The sequence below is a fragment of the Pseudomonas sp. S3(2024) genome (assembly GCF_036861315.1).
GTDB lineage: Bacteria > Pseudomonadota > Gammaproteobacteria > Pseudomonadales > Pseudomonadaceae > Aquipseudomonas > Aquipseudomonas putida_A.
On sequence record NZ_JAZAQQ010000003.1, the window covers coordinates 251,383 to 267,266 of the forward strand.

Sequence of the window (15,884 nt, forward strand, 5' to 3'; positions counted from 1 at the left end):
GGGTTATTTCAGGTTGACCTTGGAGTAGTCCTGCCGCCCGAACGGGCTCACCGAGTAACCCTGCACATCCTTGCGCGTCAGCGCATAAGCGGTCGGGTGCGCCAGCGGCAGCCACAGCGCCTGCTGCTGAATCTGCGCCTGCGCCTGTTCGTACAGCTTGGTGCGTACGCCTTGTTCGCTGGTGGTCTTGCCGGCGCTGATCAGCTTGTCCAGGTCGGCATTGCAGTAGCGGGCGAAGTTGGTGCCGGATTTGACCGCCGCGCAGGAAAACTGCGGCGTGAGGAAGTTGTCCGGATCGCCGTTGTCGCCAGCCCAGCCCATGAACAGCAGGTCATGCTCGCCAGCCTTGGCGCGGCGGATCAGTTCGCCCCACTCGATCACGCGGATTTCCGCCTGAATGCCGATTTCCGCCAGATCCGATTGCAGCAACTGCGCGCCCAGACTCGGATTCGGGTTAAGCAGACTGCCGGACGGACGCGTCCAGATGGTGGTCTGGAAGCCGTCCTTGAGTCCGGCCTTGGCCAGCAACGCCTTGGCTTTGGCCACGTCGTGCGGATAGCCCGGCAGGTTCTTCGCGTAGCTCCAGGTGTTCGGCGGGTAAGGGCCATTGGCCGGCTCTGCGGTGTCTTCGAACACGGCTTTGACGTAGTTGGCCTTGTCGAAGGCGAGGTTGATCGCCTGGCGCACTTCCGGCTTGTCCAGCGGTGGATGCTGGCTGTTGATGCCGACGAAAGCGGTCATGAAGGCGTCAGTCTTTTCCACTTTCAGGGTCGGCTCTTCCTGCGCAGCCTTCACGTCCAGCGGTTTTGGCGACAGGGCGATCTGGCACTCGTTGCGCCGCAGCTTTTGCAGGCGCACGTTGGCGTCCGGGGTGATGGCGAAGATCAGCGGGTCGACCGCAGGCTTGCCGCCGAAATAGTCCGGGTTGGCCTTGTAGCGCACCGAGGCGTCTTTCTGGAAGCGCGTGAACACGAACGGACCGGTGCCGATCGGCTGGCTGTTGAGCTTGTCGGTGGCGTCGGCCTTGAGCAGCTTGTCGGCGTATTCGGCGGAATAGATGGAGGCGAAGCCCATGCTCAGGGTCGCGAGGAACGTCGAGTCCGGGTGGTCGAGGGTAAAGCGCACGGTCAGCGGGTCAAGCGCGTCGATCTTCTTGATCAGCGCCGGCAACTGCATGGACTGGGCGTGCGGGAAGCCGCTTTGCGCCACTTTGTGCCATGGGTTGGCTGGATCGAGCATGCGGTCGAAGCTGAATTTGACGTCTTCGGCGCTCAGGGTACGGGTCGGCTTGAAATAGTCAGTGCTGTGAAACTTCACCTGCGGGTGCAGCTTGAACGCATAAGTCAGGCCGTCGGTGCTGACTTCCCAGCTGTCGGCCAGGCTCGGCACGACTTTGCCGCTGGCGGTGTCGAAGTCGACCAGGCGATTCATCAGCACATCGGCCGAGGCATTGGTGGTGGTCAGCGAGTTGTATTGCACCACGTCGAACCCTTCAGGGCTGGCCTCGGTGCAAACGCTCAGGGCGGCAGCCTGGGCCAGGGGGCTCAGCAGAAGCGGGGCGAGCAACAGGGGTAGGGCAGCGAGGCGCATGGTCGGCTTCCTTTACAGATCGAAGGCCATCTGCAGGTGCAGTCTGGAAAAGGGTTACCCTAGAGGGCTGGATTGCAAATGACTATCCCCTTTTTGTATTTTTGGGGCAGCCCAGTGACGTTTTTCAGACCACGGTGCACGAGGAAAAGTCGAAAACGTCTATTAGAGCGGTTTTCTGCGACGAGTGGTCAAAACTCGCCTCAGCCTTTATCCAAAGCGTCTGCAGGCGGAAAATGCGCCTTTTTACCGGTCGATTGCACATCCATTGTTGTTGCACCCCGGTCTTTCTGGTATAAAGCAGCGCTCTTTTCTAGGGGCCCGGTTCCTTCACTGTAGGTGTAGCCGGTAAGACCTCTAAAGAAACGCGGCGCCTGGCGCCAAATGACTGAGAGATTAAGCGGCCAACCCATGCCGGGTTGGGCATGTGGTTTTAGAGGGCTGAGGCATGTCGAGAGTATGTCAAGTTACCGGTAAGGGTCCGGTAACCGGGAATAACATTTCCCACGCAAACAACAAAACCCGTCGTCGTTTCCTGCCGAACCTGCAGCATCACCGCTTCTGGGTTGAAGAAGAGAAACGTTTTGTGCGTCTGCGCGTATCTGCCAAAGGCATGCGCATCATCGACAAGCGTGGCATCAGTGTCGTGCTCGCCGAACTTCGCCGCGATGGCAAGATTTAAGGGAGCTAATCATGCGTGAATTGATTCGTTTGATCTCGAGCGCCGGTACTGGTCACTTCTACACTACCGACAAGAACAAGCGTACTACCCCGGACAAAATCGAGATCAAGAAATATGATCCGGTTGTTCGCAAGCACGTGATCTACAAGGAAGGCAAAATCAAGTAATTGATTTTTCCCGACTTACGAAAAAGGCCCGTATCGTGAGATGCGGGCCTTTTTTGTTGCCTTGAGTTTTGTGCTGACTGTTGCGACGCTTTCGCGAGCAGGCTCGCTCCCACAATGGAATGCGGTCGAATGTGGGAGCGAGCCTGCTCGCGAAGGGGCCGGTAATATCAGCGAAAGACTCAGGCCTTCTGTTCAAAGATCACATAGATCTTGCGGCAAGCCTCCAGCACTTCCCAGGTACCACGGAAACCGGCCGGAATCACAAAGCGGTCGCCAACACGCAAGGTCTTGGCATTGCCATCGCTGTCACGCAGCACCGAAACCCCTTGCAGGATTTCGCAGTATTCATGTTCGGTGTAGTTCACCGTCCACTGCCCGACCGCACCTTCCCACACGCCAACACCCATTTGCCCACAAGGGCTGTCGTACTGATTGAACACCGCTTGCTCTGGGTCGCCCTTGAGCACTTTGGCCGGGTCCGGGCGATAGCGTTCGGCTTCGCTGCTGGTCAGGCTGATATCGACGACGTTCTGGATGTTCATTGTTGTTTTCTCCCGTGATGACGGCGCGGTGGCTTGAAAGGGCCAAAGTCTATGTTTATTAAAATGAACACCGCAAGGGCGTATGGCGCGCTTATGTCAAATATATTGAAACAACCCCGGCCGCTGGTTTAGGGTGGCGGGTGCCTTGGGCCGAAAAGCAGGCTGGCCGGGCAGCATTCCTGAAGACGACCGCGAAGAACGCGGCGCTCTATTCAACAAGAGGAGGACACTCGAATGACCACCCTGACTCGTGCCGATTGGGAACAACGTGCTCGCGACCTGAAGATCGAAGGCCGCGCCTACCTCAACGGTGAATACACCGACGCCGTCTCCGGCGAGACCTTCGAGTGCATCAGCCCGGTCGATGGCCGTCTGCTGGGCAAGATCGCCAGCTGTGACGCCGCCGACGCCCAGCGCGCCGTGGAAAACGCCCGCGCCACCTTCAATTCTGGCGTGTGGTCGCGCCTCGCGCCGACCAAGCGCAAAGCCACCATGATTCGTTTCGCCAGCTTGCTCAAGCAGCACGCTGAAGAGCTGGCGCTGCTCGAAACCCTCGATATGGGCAAACCGATCAGCGATTCGCTGTACATCGACGTGCCGGGCGCGGCGCAAGCGCTGAGCTGGAGCGGTGAGGCGATCGACAAGATCTACGACGAAGTCGCCGCCACGCCGCACGATCAACTGGGTCTGGTGACCCGCGAGCCGGTGGGCGTTGTCGGCGCCATCGTGCCGTGGAACTTCCCGCTGATGATGGCTTGCTGGAAACTCGGCCCGGCGCTGTCGACCGGTAACTCGGTGATCCTCAAACCGTCGGAAAAATCCCCGCTGACCGCCATCCGCATCGCTGCGCTGGCGGTTGAGGCCGGTATCCCGAAAGGCGTGCTCAACGTGCTGCCGGGCTATGGTCACACCGTCGGCAAGGCGCTGGCGCTGCACAATGACGTCGACACGCTGGTGTTCACCGGTTCGACCAAGATCGCCAAGCAACTGATGATCTACTCCGGCGAATCGAACATGAAGCGCGTGTGGCTGGAAGCTGGCGGCAAGAGCCCGAACATCGTCTTCGCCGATGCGCCGGATCTGCAAGCCGCTGCCGAATCCGCCGCCAGTGCCATCGCCTTCAACCAGGGCGAAGTCTGCACCGCCGGTTCGCGTCTGCTGGTCGAACGCTCGATCAAGGACAAATTCCTGCCGATGGTGATCGAGGCGCTGAAAGCCTGGAAGCCGGGCAATCCGCTGGACCCGGCAACCAATGTCGGTGCGCTGGTCGATACCCAGCAGATGAACACCGTGCTGTCGTACATCGAATCCGGTCACACCGACGGCGCCAAACTGGTGGCCGGCGGCAAGCGCATACTTCAGGAAACCGGTGGCACTTACGTCGAGCCGACGATTTTCGACGGCGTGAGCAACGCGATGAAGATCGCTCAGGAAGAGATCTTTGGCCCGGTGCTGTCGGTCATCGCCTTCGATACCGCTGAAGAAGCGATCCAGATCGCCAACGACACGCCGTACGGCCTGGCCGCTGCGGTATGGACTCAGGACATCTCCAAGGCGCACCTGACTGCAAAAGCGTTGCGCGCCGGCAGCGTGTGGGTCAACCAGTACGACGGCGGCGACATGACCGCACCGTTCGGCGGCTTCAAGCAGTCGGGCAACGGTCGCGACAAGTCGCTGCACGCGTTCGACAAATACACCGAGCTGAAGGCGACGTGGATCAAGCTGTAAGCCGTTAGCGGGAGCCTGATTCGTTCAGGCTTTCGAACTCACGGAGATCCCCTGTGGGAGCAAGTCTCTGTGGTGAGGGGATTTATCCCCGATCGGCTGCGAAGCAGTCGCAAAACCAGTGCATTTGATGATGCAGGTTTTGAGGTCGCTGCGCGACCTGTCGGGGATGAATCCCCTCTCCACAGGGTTTGCTCCCACAGTGATTTTGTGGCGCACATAAGAATATCCACAGGAGCGTGGACCATGCGTTGGGCGACATATTTCGCCGTGTTGGCGTCTGTCTTGAGTGTCGGCCTGGCCCTGGGGGTCAGCATGCCGCTGGTGTCGTTGCGTCTGGAGAGCTGGGGTTACGGCTCTTTCGCCATCGGCGTGATGGCGGCGATGCCGGCGATTGGCGTATTGCTGGGCGCGAAGATTTCCAGTCATCTGGCGGCACGTTTCGGCACCGCGAACCTCATGCGTCTTTGCCTGTGGGCCGGGGCGTTGTCGATCGGCTTGCTCGCGCTGTTGCCGAGTTATCCGGTCTGGCTGGTGCTGCGCCTGATGATCGGGGTGATCCTGACCATCGTATTCATCCTCGGCGAGAGCTGGATCAATCAACTGGTCGTCGAACACTGGCGCGGGCGGCTGGTCGCTCTGTATGGCAGCAGTTATGCATTGAGCCAACTGTCTGGTCCATTGCTTCTGGGGGCGCTGGGCACTGAGCATGATTACGGGTTCTGGGTCGGTGTCGGGCTGCTGACAGTCTCGCCATTGCTGTTGATGGGTCGCAGTGGTGCGCCGAGCAGTGAATCCAGCAGCGTTACGTTCAGCGATCTGTGGGGGTTTGCCCGGGAGCTGCCGGCGATTGCCTGGGCGGTGTCACTGTTCGCCGCGTTCGAAGCGATGATCCTCACGCTGTTGCCGGTGTATTGCCTGCAACAGGGCTTCACCGCCGAGATTGCGTTGGCGATGGTCAGCACGGTGGTGGTCGGCGATGCGCTGTTGCAACTGCCGATCGGCGCGCTGGCGGATTACCTGTCGCGGCGCACGTTGTTCGCCGGTTGCGCAGTGATCCTGATGCTGTCGAGCCTGGCGATTCCGCTGTTGATCGACACGCTGCTGATCTGGCCGTTGTGGGTGTTGTTCGGCGCCAGTGCCGGTGGCCTGTTCACCTTGTCACTGATTCTGATCGGCGAGCGTTATCGCGACGATGCGCTGGTGCGGGCCAATGCGCACATTGCGCAGCTGTGGGGTGTCGGCTGTCTGATCGGGCCGTTGCTGGCGGGTGCGGGCAGTCAGTGGATCAGCGGGCATGCGTTGCCGTTGTTGATGGCGGCGGGGGCGTTTGGATTGGTGATTCTACTGATGCGTCAGGGGGCATTCGGCACAGTGGCCGAGCCTGCTTAAGTCAGCTCTTAAAGCGAAAGAATTCTTGTGGTGAGGGAGCTTGCTCCCGCTGGGCTGCGCAGCGGCCCCAAAGACTTCGTGAGCGCTGCGCACTCAGGCGGGAGCAAGCTCCCTCGCCACAAATGAGTTTTCAATTCGACTACAGCATCCGCTCCAGGCCGACAGTGGTGCTGAACCACGCATTGAAGCGCCGCCACCAGCTGCCTGGTTCCTGGGTCAGCGTGTGCATCTGACCATTGTCCTCGGTCACCCAGACAATCTTCCCATCCTGCAATTTCGCCTGATAGCTCAGAGCCGGCGCCATGCCTTGCAGCGCCAGTTCGCGCACGTGTTTGGCCAGTTCCGGGCTGTCCACCAGCACACCGACTTCGGTGTTCCACAGCACTGAACGCGGATCGAAGTTGAACGAGCCGATGAATGCTTTCTGCCGATCGAAAATCATCGCCTTGCTGTGCAGGCTGGAATCCGAACCACGGAAAGATTTGCTGTAGAACAGATGTGGGCCGCTGCCATAGTTATCCCCAGGCTGACGGCGCAGCTCATACAGTTTCACCCCGTGTTCCAGCAACGCCTTGCGATACGGCGCATAACCGCCGTGCACCGCTGGCACATCGGTGGCTTCCAGCGAGTTGGTCAGCAGGCTCACCGAGACCCCGGCGTCGGCGCGCCCGGTCAGGTACACCAGCCCCGGCTGGCCGGGCACGAAGTACGCTGAGATCATGATCAGCTCTTTGCTGACGCCGCGCAGTTCCGGCGCCAGTTGCGTGGTCAGCAGCAGTTGCGGGTCCGGCTCATCCTTGGCCAGCACCTTGCTCGGCGCGTCCCACAATGCCTGGTTCCAGGCCCAGATCAGTTCCTTGCGCCAGATATCCATGCGCGGCGCGGTCTTGAACGCCATCAACTGTTGATACAGCGCGTGGTTCTGTTTGCGGGTTTCATCCAGCGACTCTTCCAGACGCGTGCGGGTGTTCTGCAGGTCTTTGGCGCTTGGTTTGCTGGAGAGGAATTCGTTGATCGGCTTGCTCAGCGCGCTGTTCCAGTACTGGTCGAAACTGTGCCCGAGTTGCTCGGCCACCGGGCCGACGCTGAGCATGTCGATGTCGGTGAAATTCAGGTTTGGCTCGGCATCGAAATACTCGTCGCCCAGATTGCGCCCGCCAACGATGGCCACGCTGTTGTCCGCCAGGAACAGTTTGTTGTGCATGCGCCGGTGTTGCAGCGACAGGTTGAACAGGCGTCCGGCGGCGCGGGTCACGCCGGTGCTGCGGCCCAGGTGCAGCGGATTGAACAGGCGGATCTGGATCTGTGGATGCGCCGCCAGCGTGGCGATGATCGTGTCGAGGCCGTCGCTGGTGGTGTCGTCGAGCAGGATGCGCACGCGCACGCCGCGGTCGGCGGCCTTGAGCAGTTCCTCCACCAGCATCCGCGTGCTGACGCCGTCATGGACGATGTAGTACTGCAAGTCGAGGCTGGTTTGCGCATTGCGAATCAGCTCGGCGCGGGCGGTGAAGGCTTCTGTGCTGTTGGACAGCAAGCGGAAGCCGGAACGGCCCTGCCAGGGCGCTGCCTGGGTCTGAATCGAGCGACCGAATGCGGAGCCCGCGGCCGGCAACGCCTGGCTGGGTTCGCGCGGCGCATCGAGGGTGGCGCAACCACTGGCCAACGAACACAACACACAGACAGCGAGCAATTTTTTTCCGGGTTGCACGTTGGTTTCTCGGCTGGAGGCAGGGGGTGACGGAGTATGGCACGCAGAGGATTTCCAAGACCGTTTCCGGCGGATCCTCGCCACACTGTGTAAACAATTAGTCGTTCAAAAGTAGGAATGAGTTCGCCTGTGGTTTTGGACTATTTGTTTTGTTGTTTTTTCAGCTCTTGGTCGGTGCCTATTCCTACATACGATTCCTGCAAAAAACGAAATCATCGCCCCGGTGTTCAGCGTCTTGTGAAGGCAATGCGCTCAACAACTGCCATTGATCAATAACCGATGAAGTAGGGACTGATGAAAAAAACAACATGGATGGTAGCCGTCGCGGCTGCAGTATTACCCACCCTGGTGGTCGCCGAGAGCGTAGACCTGAGTGTGGTCGGAACCATTATTCCGACGTCGTGCATCCCCGCATTTGCCGGTGGCGGCACGGTAGATTTGCGCAAGATATCCGCAGCTACCCTGAACAAGACCACGCAGACGCTGCTGCCGACCCACGACATTTCGCTGCACATCAACTGTGATGCAGAGGCATCGGTCGAGGTGTCGGTCAGAGACAATCGTACAGCCACCAAATTGCCGGGCATCAACGATGGTGCCGGTAATAACGATCCGGCTTTGTTCTACGGCCTGGGTGAAATCAACGGCATCCGTATCGGCGGATTTGCGCTGCGTCACGGTCGTCCGGAAGCCGACGGTGCGCCGCAGACTCTGATGACACGCACTCTGGCAGCACCGGCGTGGCAACTGCCTGCTTCGCCGCTGGTGGGCAATGCCCCGGCGCTCTACTCATGGGGTTCCGGCGTGGCAGCTGGCCCGGTCGCGGCCCGTCACCACGGGTTTCCGATGAGCCTGTTGCCGATCATCGGCCCGAGCAACGCGCTGCCGATCACCAGCGAGATCCCGCTCGATGGCTCGGTGACCTTCGAGATGTTCTACCTCTGATCGTCAGAACCCGGCCATTACCGGGTTCTTTCAGGTTCATTCAGCGCGCCCTTTGCCGGGTGCGCTGCCCCCTGCGGAGCAATACCGATGCCGATTTCAATGTGCCGCCCAGGCTTGCGGGCGTTGCCACTGTGCCTGCTCGTCTTGATTTTGATGCCCGGGGTTCACGCTGCCGGAATGGTGCCGCAAACCCCTGTGCTGGTGGTGGATGAGGGTGTCGGTGAAGCGACGATGAATGTGCGAAACACCGAAACGCGTCCGGCCCTGCTGCACACCACGGTCGAAAATATCGAGCCGCACGATCAACAGCTGTTGCTGTTCAGTCCGCCGATTGCCCGTGTCGAGCCTGGTGCGGTGCAGCAGGTACGGTTCATGTTGCAGAGCGCCGAACCATTGCAGACCGAGCGTCTGAAACGGGTGATTTTTGAGGGGATCAATCCTGTGGCGGGTGTCGACGGTGCCCGGGTCAATCTGGGGGTTCGGCAAAACCTGCCGGTGATCCTGCGCCCTGCCGGTCTGCCAGTGGAGCGCGAGCCATGGAAACGCCTGAGCTGGTCAGCCACGGCTGAAGGTTTGCTGGTCAGTAATCCCAGTCCTTACGTGGTGCGCCTGGCCAAAGCGATTGTTCCGCTGCCGGGCACGCAGGCGGTGGATCTGCCGCGTACCTGGATCCTGCCAGGGGAGCGCCTGTCTGTCGGCTTGCCGTTGAACGTGACAGTGCGAACCATGGCAGTGCGGATCTTTCCGGCGACCACCTATGGCTTTGCGGTCGATCACTTTGATGCCCCGGTTACGCACTGATGCGCGCGTGTGCCCGTCAGGGACTGGCACTGCTGATGGCGAATGCGATCGGCATGACGATGGCCAGTGAAGGGGTGGAATTCGATGCGCAGGTGCTTCGCGAGCGCGGGCTCGACCCCGCATTGGCTGAGTACTTTCGCCAGGCACCGCGTTTCTCCCAAGGCACATGGCTGGTCGCACTTGAGGTCAATGGACAGCCACGGGGGCGGGTGTTCGTGGCATTCAATGAACAGGGCGAGCCGTGCCTGCAACCGGCCTTGCTCAAGGCTGCTGGCGTGCGCTCGCAAGCGGCTTTGACCCGCGCGGAACGGCAGCAGTGCCTGACGCTGGGTGAAGGTCTGCCAGCGGCAACCGTTGCATTGCATCCCGGCAAGGAACAGATCGACCTGCTGCTGCCGACGGATCTGTTGGCGTTGCCGCAATTCCAGCCACGCAGCTTCGCCAATGGCGGAGTGGGGGGCGTGTTCAATTACGACGTATTGGTCATGGGCAGCCAGCACGAGGGGCAACGTAGTGACTTTCGCAGACTGGGTTCGGAGTTCGGCCTGAATGCCGGCAACTGGGTCTTGCGCAGTCGCCAGTCCTATACGCAATTGCCCGATAGCACTCGCTTCGAGCATCTGTATGCCTACGGCACGCGCACCCTGGAAGACTACGAAGCCAACGTGCAGATCGGCCAGTTGAACCTGCAGTCGCCATTGTTCGCCGGCGAATCGTTCAACGGAGTGCAGGTTCTGCCGGAAGGTGCGTTCGCGCAAATGCGCGCAGCACAGGAGGGCGCACGTGGCGAGGTCGAGGGCATTGCCTGGTCGCCATCACGAATCGAAGTCCGGCAGAACGGCGTGCTGATCTACACCACGCTGGTTCCCGGCGGCCCCTTCACCTTGCGCGCGCTGCCGTTGTTGAGCAACCAGCTCGACCTCGAAGTCAGCGTGCACGAGCAGGAAGGGCAAGTGCGGCGTTTTCGCGTCCCGGCAGCCAGCCTGCAGGATCCACAATCCGATCGCGCCGACGGCTTCAATCTGGCGCTTGGCACGGTGCGACGCCAGGGTTCGGATGATCGTCAGGCGCCGTCGTTTGCCACCCTTGGCCGGGAGTGGAGTCTGTCACGAGCGTTGCGCGTGAGCGGCGGGTTCCTCGGTGGGGCGGATTATCTGTCGGCAGGCTGGGGGCTGCAGCGTCAATGGCCGGGCAATCTGAGCACCGGTGTGCGCCAGGTGTTGTCCAGCGATCGAGACACAGGCATTGCAGGTCATGAGGTGCAAATGACCGTCAGTGCCGTGTTGTCGCCGAATCTGTCCACCAGTGTGGTTGCGGTGCACCGTGGCAAGGGCTTTCGCAGCCTGTCGGACACCGGCTGGAGCCAGCAGCAGGGACGGGCCGACGCCCCCGGGCGCGATCACTGGACATTTTCGCTCAACGGTACTGTCGAGCGCTGGGGGGCATTCGGCATGACCTGGTCGCGCTACACCAGCGAGGACGAGCCACCCGACATGCGCCTGGGATTGTCCTGGTCGCAGACACTGCCCGCGCGCATCAGCCTGTCGTTGAGTCTGGAGCGGGGGATCGGCGATGCCGACGCGAGGCAGCGGGGCACCTCGGTCTATCTGACGGCCGGGATGCCATTGGGCGATCACCGCAGGGCTCGCAGCTACCTGCGCAGCGATCCGCGATCCGGGATGCGCCGTGGCGTGTCGATGAGCGAAGTGCTCAGTGAAACCCTGGCCTATAGCGCCAGTGCCGAACAGCGTGAAGCCGCGGCGCCATCGCTGGGTTTGCGGGTCAACGCACTGGCGCATTACACCAGTCTGGATCTGGGCCTGAACCAGCGAGCCGGGGCAAGCGAATTCGACCTGGGGCTGCGCGGCGGCATGGCGCTGCATCGCTACGGTGTCACGCTGTCGCCGTATCCACTGCGCGAGACCTTTGCCGTGCTCAAGGCTGGCGACCGTGCGGGTCTGAAGCTGTACACGCCGCAAGGCCCGGTGTGGACGGATGGATTGGGCCGGGCGGTGGTGGCCAGTTTGCCGGCCTATTCCACAGCCCGGCTGGAAGTCGATCCGTTGAGTTTGCCGCGCAACGTCGAGGTGCTCGACGGTTATCAGGAGGTCGAGGCCGGGCGTGGCTCGGTTCAGCATATGGATTTTTCCATCACCCGCGTGCGGCGTGTGCTGTTGAAGGCCAGGACGCTTGACCGGCAATGGCTGCCCAGTGGACTCGCCGTACACAACGGGCAAGGCGAATACGTGACCACGGTGCTTGAGGCTGGGGCGATCTTTCTACCGGACATCAAACCCGGTCAGTCGCTGCGGGTGCAACTGTCGGATAGCGCGCACTGCGACCTGCAATTCAATCTGGCTGAAGCGCCGGACGAGCAAGCATTGATCGAGCCCGTCGACGCGCTCTGTCAGCCTTTGAACCTTACATGACCGAGTTATTGCGCATGCATCGATGGATTGTCCTGATCACGCTGGCATCGTTGGCATCGACCTCGGTCATGGCCAGCGAGGCCTGCCAGATGACGCTCTCACCGAGCACTGTGGACTACGGCGTTTCGACGCGGGCGGAGCTGCTCGCCCGGCCATTGGGCAATGACGGCAGTTTTGGTGTGCGCACGGTTCATCTACGGATTCAATGTCCGGCTGCGCGCGCCATCAGGTGGAACTTTGCTGCTCCGAGCAGCGATGCGCTGCATTACCGCTGGGCACCGGGACGGTTGCAGATACGCATTGTGGCGGCGCGTCTGGATGGCGCGCCGGTGCAATGGCAGCGCGATGATGGCGAGGCGGGCCTGTTGCAGCCTGGCGATCGCATCACCGCATGGCGCGCAGGCAGTATCGCCGCCGGACGCCATCTGGAGGTGGAGCTGGAAATCGAAGCGCGCGTCAGTGATGCCTCAAGTCGTGTCGCCGACCTTCAGCGATTTGAGGGATTCGGTACGTTTCAGCTGGAATGATCAGGCTTCGGCCAGCAGTTTGATCGCCGCCGCGCCAACCTTGCGAACCGCCTCTTCGATCTGTGGTGTCGGTTTCGCCGCGTAGTTCATCCGCAGACAATTGCGGTACTTGCCCGAGGCGGAAAAGATGCTGCCGACGGCAATCTGTACGCCCTGATCGTGCAGCGCGCGATTGAGTTTCAGCGTATCGAAACCCTCCGGCAATTCGACCCACAACATGAAGCTGCCCTGTGGACGACTGGCGCGGGTCCCGACCGGGAAGTAGCGGGTAACCCAGTCGATCATCGCGTCACGATTGCGTTGGTATTGGCTGCGCATCCGCCGCAAGTGCGGTTCGAAATGGCCGCCCTTGAGAAATTCGGCGATGGCGATCTGCGGCTGCGGTGCGGTGGAACCGGTGCTGATGTATTTCATGTGCAGCACCCGTTCCAGATAACGGCCCGGCGCGACCCAGCCGATGCGCAGCCCCGGCGCCAGGGTCTTGGAAAACGAGCTGCACAGCAGCACTCGACCATCTTCGTCGAAGGATTTGACCGTGCGCGGACGCGGGTAGGTGTAGGCCAGCTCGCCATACACATCGTCCTCGATGATCGCCACGTCGAAACGCTGTGCCAGGTTGAGCAGGGCGCGCTTGCGCGACTCCGGCATGATGTAGCCCAGCGGGTTGTTGCAGTTGGGGGTGATCTGGATGACCTTGATCGGCCACTGCTCCAGCGCCAGTTCCAGCGCTTCGAGGCTGATGCCGGTCAGCGGATCGGTGGGGATCTCCAGAGCTTTCATGCCCAGCCCTTTGAGGGTTTGCATGGCACCGTGAAAACTTGGCGAATCCACCGCGACGATATCGCCCGGCTCGCAAATGGCGTGGATGCTGGTGGACAGCGCTTCGTGGCAACCGGTGGTGATCACCAGGTCGCTGGCGCTCAACTGACAGCCGGAATCGAGCATCAGCCGGGCGATCTGTTCGCGCAGTTCGAGGGTGCCGTGGATGTTGTCGTAATACAGACCGGGCATGTCCTGGCGGCGGCTGATCCGCGCCAGTCCGCGCAGCAGCGGTTTCAGGGTGGGCGTGGTCACGTCGGGCATGCCGCGACCCAGTTGCACCACGTCCTTGCGCGGCACCGCGCGAATCAGCTCCAGCACCTGATCCCATTGTGAAATCTCCACCGGTCGCTGCGCCGGACGCCCGACTGCGGGCAGCTCCGGCAGCTCGCGGCCCACCGGCACGAAGTAGCCAGACTTGGGTTTCGGTGTCGCCAGACCGCTGTCTTCGAGCATGCGATAGGCCTGTTGCACCGTGCTCAGGCTGACCCCGTGTTCTACGCTCAAGGCGCGCACCGAAGGCAGGCGATCGCCAGGACGGTAGAAGCCTTGTTCGATGCGGGTGCCGAGCAGTTCGGCGAGGTTCACATACAGGGTCATGGCACTGCCTCGATGCAGGTGATTCGTTAAACCAGTACAGATGCGGCAAAAATCGGTGATTCAGACGCAGAAACGGCAAATCTGTATGGAGTTAATACAGATGCGTTGAATCTGTAATGCTTTTTCCGACCCGCGCATCATGGAATCTCTGGCTACCCAAGTAAACAGGAGCAACAAAAATGAACGGCTTGAGCGATGTGCGGCTGACGTTACACAGTCAGGAACTGGCGGCAGGGCAGGAGGACAGTGCATGGAATAGCGCCATGCGTAACGCGCCATCCGGCCTGAGTCGCTGGGGTCTGTTCTGGCATCGTCTGCACACGCGCAAGGCGCTTTTGAACCTGACGCCGGAGCAGCTCAAGGACGTCGGGTTGACCCGGGAGCAGGCAAATGAAGAGGGGTTGAAGCCGTTCTGGCGGATCTGAACGTTTTAGCGCCTGTTTCGGCCCCTTCGCGAGCAAGCCCGCTCCCACATTCGACCGTGTTCTCAAGGTGGAGCGCGGTCACCTGTGGGAGCGGGCTTGCTCGCGAAGGCGTATTCAGGGCCTCAAAAAAACATCAGACCAACTCTTTAATCCGATGCCACAACATCCCCAACGCCAGCAACGGCGAGCGCAAATGCTTGCCGCCGGGGAAGGTGATGTGCGGCACCTTGGCAAACAGATCGAAGCCACCGCTGTGCTGCCCGCTGATCGCCTCGGCGAGCAGCTTGCCCGCCAGGTGCGTGGCATTCACTCCGTGCCCGGAATAGGCCTGGGCGTAATACACGTTCGGTTGATCATTGAGCCTGCCGATCTGTGGCAGACGGTTGGCGCCGATGCCGATCATCCCGCCCCATTGATAGTCGATTTTCACGCCCGCCAGTTGCGGAAACACTTCGAGCATCTTCGGCTGCATGTAGGCGCCGATGTCCTTCGGGTCGCGCCCGGAATAGTGGCAGGCACCGCCGAACAGCAGGCGCCGATCGGCCGAGAGCCGATAGTAGTCCAGCGCCACGCGCTGGTCGCAGACGGCCATGTTTTGCGGTAGCAGGCTGTGCGCCAGTTCTGTGGAAAGCGGTTCGGTCGCGATGATGTAACTGCCGGCCGGGAGCACTTTGCCGCTGAGTTGCGGATTGAGGTCGTTGAGGTAAGCGTTGCAGCCCAGCACCAGAGTCTTCGCCCGCACCGAGCCTTGAGCTGTGTGGACGCGAACTTCCGGGCCGTAGTCGATGCGCGTGACGCCCGACTGTTCAAACAGTTTGACGCCCATTTGTTGCGCAGCAGCGGCTTCGCCCAGCGCCAGGTTCAGCGGATGCAGATGCCCGGAACCCATGTCGATCAAGCCGCCGACGTAGCGTTTGGAGCCGACCACGGTGTGCATTTCATCGGCTTGCAGCAGACGGGTTTCGTAGCGATAGCCGAGACTGCGCAGCTCTTCGGCGTCTTCGGCAAAGCCTTCGAGATCGGCCGGTTTGTTGGCGAGGTCGCAGTAGCCCCAGGTCAGGTCGCACGGAATCTGGAAACGCTCGACGCGCTGGCGGACGATTTCCACCGCTTCCAGGCCCATCAGTTTCATCTGGCGAACGCCGTCGGTGCCGATGACGTTGCTGAACTGGTCGAGGCCGTGGCCAACGCCGCGAATCAACTGTCCGCCGTTACGGCCGCTGGCGCCCCAGCCGATCCGGTGGGCTTCCAGCAACACCACACTGAGGCCGCGTTCGGCCAGTTCCAGCGCGGTGTTCAGCCCCGAGAAGCCACCGCCGACCACGCACACGTCTGCGCTCAGCTCGCCTTGCAGCACCGGATACTCGGGCTGCGGCAGACTGCTGGCGGCGTAATAAGAGGCAACGTGGGGTTGGCTCGCGAAGGTTCGGGCGCGGGCATTCATGGGCATCATCCAACGGCTGGGTGTCGAGAAAATTTGACGGAGCATAAGCCGCACGGCCGAAGACGGGCAACACTGGTCGGACGTTGCTGTG

Annotated in this window: 14 protein-coding genes; 9 read left to right on the top strand and 5 right to left on the bottom strand. The window is 61.2% G+C overall.

The features are described from left to right. Positions 1–3: 3 nt before the first annotated feature. Positions 4–1,590, bottom strand: a complete 1,587-nt coding sequence (locus tag VLA07_RS10310; protein WP_333989190.1) for an ABC transporter substrate-binding protein — start codon at positions 1,588–1,590, stop codon at positions 4–6. 445 nt (positions 1,591–2,035) lie between these two features. Here VLA07_RS10310 and rpmB point away from each other — a divergent pair, with 445 nt between their 5' ends. Continuing rightward, entirely contained in the window at positions 2,036–2,269 is a 234-nt protein-coding gene (gene rpmB / locus VLA07_RS10315) for a 50S ribosomal protein L28 (RefSeq protein WP_003229474.1), read from the top strand. Between the two features lie 11 nt (positions 2,270–2,280). Next, a complete protein-coding gene (rpmG, locus tag VLA07_RS10320) occupies positions 2,281–2,436 on the top strand; it encodes a 50S ribosomal protein L33 (RefSeq protein ID WP_003177274.1) in 156 nt (51 codons plus the stop codon). Between the two features lie 179 nt (positions 2,437–2,615). Here rpmG and VLA07_RS10325 read toward each other — a convergent pair whose 3' ends face one another. After that, positions 2,616–2,978 (bottom strand): cupin domain-containing protein, encoded by a 363-nt coding sequence (locus VLA07_RS10325; protein ID WP_097089496.1) that lies wholly within the window; start codon positions 2,976–2,978, stop codon positions 2,616–2,618. 234 nt (positions 2,979–3,212) lie between these two features. On the opposite strand from VLA07_RS10325, the gene VLA07_RS10330 reads away from it, so the two are divergent. Beyond that, on the top strand, positions 3,213–4,706 hold the full coding sequence (locus tag VLA07_RS10330) for an aldehyde dehydrogenase (RefSeq protein ID WP_047596781.1): 1,494 nt from the start codon (positions 3,213–3,215) through the stop codon (positions 4,704–4,706). 243 nt (positions 4,707–4,949) lie between these two features. Then, positions 4,950–6,095 carry an MFS transporter gene (locus VLA07_RS10335; protein ID WP_333989191.1) on the top strand — a complete coding sequence of 382 codons (1,146 nt, stop codon included), beginning with the start codon at positions 4,950–4,952 and terminating at the stop codon, positions 6,093–6,095. Positions 6,096–6,234: 139 nt separating this feature from the next. On the opposite strand, the gene VLA07_RS10340 is transcribed toward VLA07_RS10335, so the two are convergent. Beyond that, positions 6,235–7,785, bottom strand: a complete 1,551-nt coding sequence (locus VLA07_RS10340; RefSeq protein ID WP_442969540.1) for a phospholipase D family protein — start codon at positions 7,783–7,785, stop codon at positions 6,235–6,237. 312 nt (positions 7,786–8,097) lie between these two features. Between VLA07_RS10340 and VLA07_RS10345 the strand changes: the two genes are divergently transcribed. The 4 genes from VLA07_RS10345 to VLA07_RS10360 all read left to right on the top strand — a co-directional run bounded on the left by VLA07_RS10345 (position 8,098) and on the right by VLA07_RS10360 (position 12,505). Further along, entirely contained in the window at positions 8,098–8,748 is a 651-nt protein-coding gene (locus VLA07_RS10345) for a DUF1120 domain-containing protein (protein WP_097089501.1), read from the top strand. An 87-nt stretch (positions 8,749–8,835) separates the two neighbouring features. Further along, entirely contained in the window at positions 8,836–9,549 is a 714-nt protein-coding gene (locus tag VLA07_RS10350) for a fimbria/pilus chaperone family protein (protein WP_103368151.1), read from the top strand. Then, complete coding sequence (locus VLA07_RS10355) at positions 9,549–11,978, top strand: fimbria/pilus outer membrane usher protein (RefSeq protein WP_333989193.1); 2,430 nt, start codon at positions 9,549–9,551, stop codon at positions 11,976–11,978. The genes VLA07_RS10350 and VLA07_RS10355 overlap by 1 nt, the downstream gene beginning before the upstream one ends. After that, the gene (locus VLA07_RS10360) at positions 11,975–12,505 is read left to right on the top strand and encodes a hypothetical protein (protein WP_096796092.1); all 531 of its coding nucleotides are present in this window, start codon (positions 11,975–11,977) and stop codon (positions 12,503–12,505) included. The genes VLA07_RS10355 and VLA07_RS10360 overlap by 4 nt, the downstream gene beginning before the upstream one ends. On the opposite strand, the gene VLA07_RS10365 is transcribed toward VLA07_RS10360, so the two are convergent. Further along, complete coding sequence (locus VLA07_RS10365) at positions 12,506–13,924, bottom strand: aminotransferase-like domain-containing protein (protein ID WP_333989194.1); 1,419 nt, start codon at positions 13,922–13,924, stop codon at positions 12,506–12,508. Between the two features lie 179 nt (positions 13,925–14,103). Here VLA07_RS10365 and VLA07_RS10370 point away from each other — a divergent pair, with 179 nt between their 5' ends. Further along, positions 14,104–14,349 carry a DUF1127 domain-containing protein gene (locus VLA07_RS10370; RefSeq protein ID WP_041071959.1) on the top strand — a complete coding sequence of 82 codons (246 nt, stop codon included), beginning with the start codon at positions 14,104–14,106 and terminating at the stop codon, positions 14,347–14,349. Between the two features lie 133 nt (positions 14,350–14,482). Here VLA07_RS10370 and VLA07_RS10375 read toward each other — a convergent pair whose 3' ends face one another. Continuing rightward, on the bottom strand, positions 14,483–15,793 hold the full coding sequence (locus VLA07_RS10375; RefSeq protein ID WP_333989195.1) for an NAD(P)/FAD-dependent oxidoreductase: 1,311 nt from the start codon (positions 15,791–15,793) through the stop codon (positions 14,483–14,485). Positions 15,794–15,884: the final 91 nt, after the last annotated feature.

Bases quoted from the DNA above. Each gene is read 5' to 3' on its own strand.
- VLA07_RS10310 (WP_333989190.1), bottom strand. From the start codon at position 1,590: ATGCGCCTCGCTGCCCTACCCCTGTTGCTCGCCCCGCTTCTGCTGAGC.
- rpmB (WP_003229474.1), top strand. From the start codon at position 2,036: ATGTCGAGAGTATGTCAAGTTACCGGTAAGGGTCCGGTAACCGGGAAT.
- rpmG (WP_003177274.1), top strand. From the start codon at position 2,281: ATGCGTGAATTGATTCGTTTGATCTCGAGCGCCGGTACTGGTCACTTC.
- VLA07_RS10325 (WP_097089496.1), bottom strand. From the start codon at position 2,978: ATGAACATCCAGAACGTCGTCGATATCAGCCTGACCAGCAGCGAAGCC.
- VLA07_RS10330 (WP_047596781.1), top strand. From the start codon at position 3,213: ATGACCACCCTGACTCGTGCCGATTGGGAACAACGTGCTCGCGACCTG.
- VLA07_RS10335 (WP_333989191.1), top strand. From the start codon at position 4,950: ATGCGTTGGGCGACATATTTCGCCGTGTTGGCGTCTGTCTTGAGTGTC.
- VLA07_RS10345 (WP_097089501.1), top strand. From the start codon at position 8,098: ATGAAAAAAACAACATGGATGGTAGCCGTCGCGGCTGCAGTATTACCC.
- VLA07_RS10350 (WP_103368151.1), top strand. From the start codon at position 8,836: ATGCCGATTTCAATGTGCCGCCCAGGCTTGCGGGCGTTGCCACTGTGC.
- VLA07_RS10355 (WP_333989193.1), top strand. From the start codon at position 9,549: ATGCGCGCGTGTGCCCGTCAGGGACTGGCACTGCTGATGGCGAATGCG.
- VLA07_RS10360 (WP_096796092.1), top strand. From the start codon at position 11,975: ATGACCGAGTTATTGCGCATGCATCGATGGATTGTCCTGATCACGCTG.
- VLA07_RS10365 (WP_333989194.1), bottom strand. From the start codon at position 13,924: ATGACCCTGTATGTGAACCTCGCCGAACTGCTCGGCACCCGCATCGAA.
- VLA07_RS10370 (WP_041071959.1), top strand. From the start codon at position 14,104: ATGAACGGCTTGAGCGATGTGCGGCTGACGTTACACAGTCAGGAACTG.
- VLA07_RS10375 (WP_333989195.1), bottom strand. From the start codon at position 15,793: ATGAATGCCCGCGCCCGAACCTTCGCGAGCCAACCCCACGTTGCCTCT.